This window comes from Massilia sp. CCM 8734 (genome assembly GCF_011682155.1).
GTDB classification, from domain to species: Bacteria; Pseudomonadota; Gammaproteobacteria; order Burkholderiales; family Burkholderiaceae_D; genus Telluria_A; species Telluria_A rubra.
In genome coordinates this window covers 1-1,768 of sequence record NZ_WHJI01000116.1, presented here as the reverse complement: position 1 = coordinate 1,768, position 1,768 = coordinate 1, and the positions used below count along the sequence as shown (strand labels likewise).

The 1,768-nt window shown below is 62.6% G+C and carries 4 protein-coding genes and 1 pseudogene; all 5 read left to right on the top strand.

The window, feature by feature from the left end; translation table 11 throughout:
* Positions 1-299: pseudogene (locus tag F2P46_RS35655) on the top strand (hypothetical protein); the annotation flags it as partial.
* The gene (locus F2P46_RS35650; RefSeq protein WP_229509599.1) at positions 296-568 is read left to right on the top strand and encodes a hypothetical protein; all 273 of its coding nucleotides are present in this window, start codon (positions 296-298) and stop codon (positions 566-568) included. The pseudogene F2P46_RS35655 and the gene F2P46_RS35650, both read left to right, overlap by 4 nt.
* An 89-nt stretch (positions 569-657) precedes the next feature.
* Positions 658-921 carry a hypothetical protein gene (locus F2P46_RS35645; RefSeq protein WP_166899230.1) on the top strand — a complete coding sequence of 88 codons (264 nt, stop codon included), beginning with the start codon at positions 658-660 and terminating at the stop codon, positions 919-921.
* On the top strand, positions 921-1,469 hold the full coding sequence (locus tag F2P46_RS35640; RefSeq protein ID WP_166899228.1) for a hypothetical protein: 549 nt from the start codon (positions 921-923) through the stop codon (positions 1,467-1,469). The genes F2P46_RS35645 and F2P46_RS35640 overlap by 1 nt, the downstream gene beginning before the upstream one ends.
* Positions 1,456-1,768 (top strand): hypothetical protein (locus F2P46_RS35635; RefSeq protein ID WP_166899226.1); only part of this gene is annotated, 313 nt, incomplete at its 3' end. The genes F2P46_RS35640 and F2P46_RS35635, both read left to right, overlap by 14 nt.

The window sequence follows — 1,768 nt, the reverse complement described above, 5'->3', positions numbered from 1 at the left end:
AGGCTTGGTGGGCGTCGGACGCCAGCGTCGCGGCCGAAGCTGCGCGGCTGGGACTGCAACCGGCGCAAGCTGGCGAGTCCGCCCTGGCGTTCAAGGGCCGGGTGCAGGCTGCGATCGACAACGGCGGGGTCCCGCCGGCACCACCGCGCCAGAGCCGCGTGGGAATCATCGATTCGACCGAGGCGCCTCCCCGCGCCAAAAAAGGAATGCCGGCCGGTGCCGTGGCAGGCATGAAAGCAATTTTGAAAGCATCACGAGCACGAAAAAACCAACCTACCACCGATGAGGACGACGTATGAGCACCACCACCACCGAGAGAAAATTCGTGACGATCGACGTCAACAACCCGGCCTACAACGTCGGCATGCTGCTCGACGCTGTCATGGCGAAGCTCGGCGTCAAGAACGACGCCGCCCTGTCGCGCGAACTGGGAGTCTCTCCGACGAACGTGAGCAATATCCGGAACGTCAAGGTCGCGCTGAGCGCGGCGATGATGATCCGCATCCACGACGTAGCGGACATGTCGATCGCCACGATCCGCAGCTTCCTCGTCGGCCCGACCAGGTGAGTTGCGAGTTTTGCGTGGCGCCGTCGGGGCGCTTCAATGCCCACCGCGAATGCTGTCAAATCCGCCTTTTGGCGGGAGCCCCACAGCACGTGCGCCAAGTTGCTTACGACCAGGTCAGGAGGGAGGACGGCGAACCAGCGTTGGCCGGAGTCAAGGCGAAACTGCGTGCGGAAGTGCAGCGTCAGCGCGAGCTGGCCTACACGCAAATAGAAAACCATCTCAACGAGGAGGCCGCCAAAGGACGGGCGGCCGCAACAGCACTGCTTACGAAAATGAAAGCCGAGAAGATGAACGTAGCACCGCTAGAGCGCGCGAATGTGCGCCGGCAGGGTTCTTTGCTGGAGCACGCATAATGGCCGGCAAACACGGATCGCCGAAGCTTCGCGTCAAGGCATATCGCGAGAAGAAGTGTACCGTCGGCGGCGGCCTGCAGGTGATCGCTGCCGGCGTATCCCGGCATGACGTGCGCATGATGAATGCGCTGCCGATCGAGGGGGAAGAGGCGACCCTCATCTGCGTAAAATATTGGCGTGCGTTCGAGGATATCAAGCTGGGCGATGCAACCGAGACGTCGTATGTCTATCTCTGCACGGCCATGAACATAACGCTCTGTCTTGCCGAAACGGGCATTGGCGAAGAGTACGTTCCGGAAATGATACCCGCCCTGGAGGCGATGGCGCGGGCGGCGGAGCGGGGCGCGAGGACCGGCCAGTACCGGCTCGACGGGCCGGGCATGAACGCGGTGAGCAATGCGCTGGCGATTCACGAGGCGCAGTGCGCCGTTGCGACCCGCGAAGACCTGTTCGCCGCCGAAGCGATGATCGCCGCCGGCCAGGTTCACCAGACACCGGCCAAAACCCACCGGCGAGCGCCTGCAGGAGCTAAGTATGAAATTTCCTGAGAAAAATTCACGCAGCGAGCAGATCCTGACAGCGTTCCTCAAGGGGCCAATGACGATCTATCAGAGCGCCGAGGTGCATGGGGATTTCGTCACGCGCAAGCTCCCGGCCGGCATCGACCACTGCAAGATGGTCGAGCTTTACTGCGATCTGGTCGAACGCGGCTGTCTGATTCGCGAGGGGATCAAATACAAACTAACGACACGCGCCCGGCACCAGCTCGAAAAGGAGAGCGCACCGGAAGCGCCGCGCTCGATCGTCCCGCCGCGCGTGCGCAACTTCTTCGCCAAGCCCCTGTTCC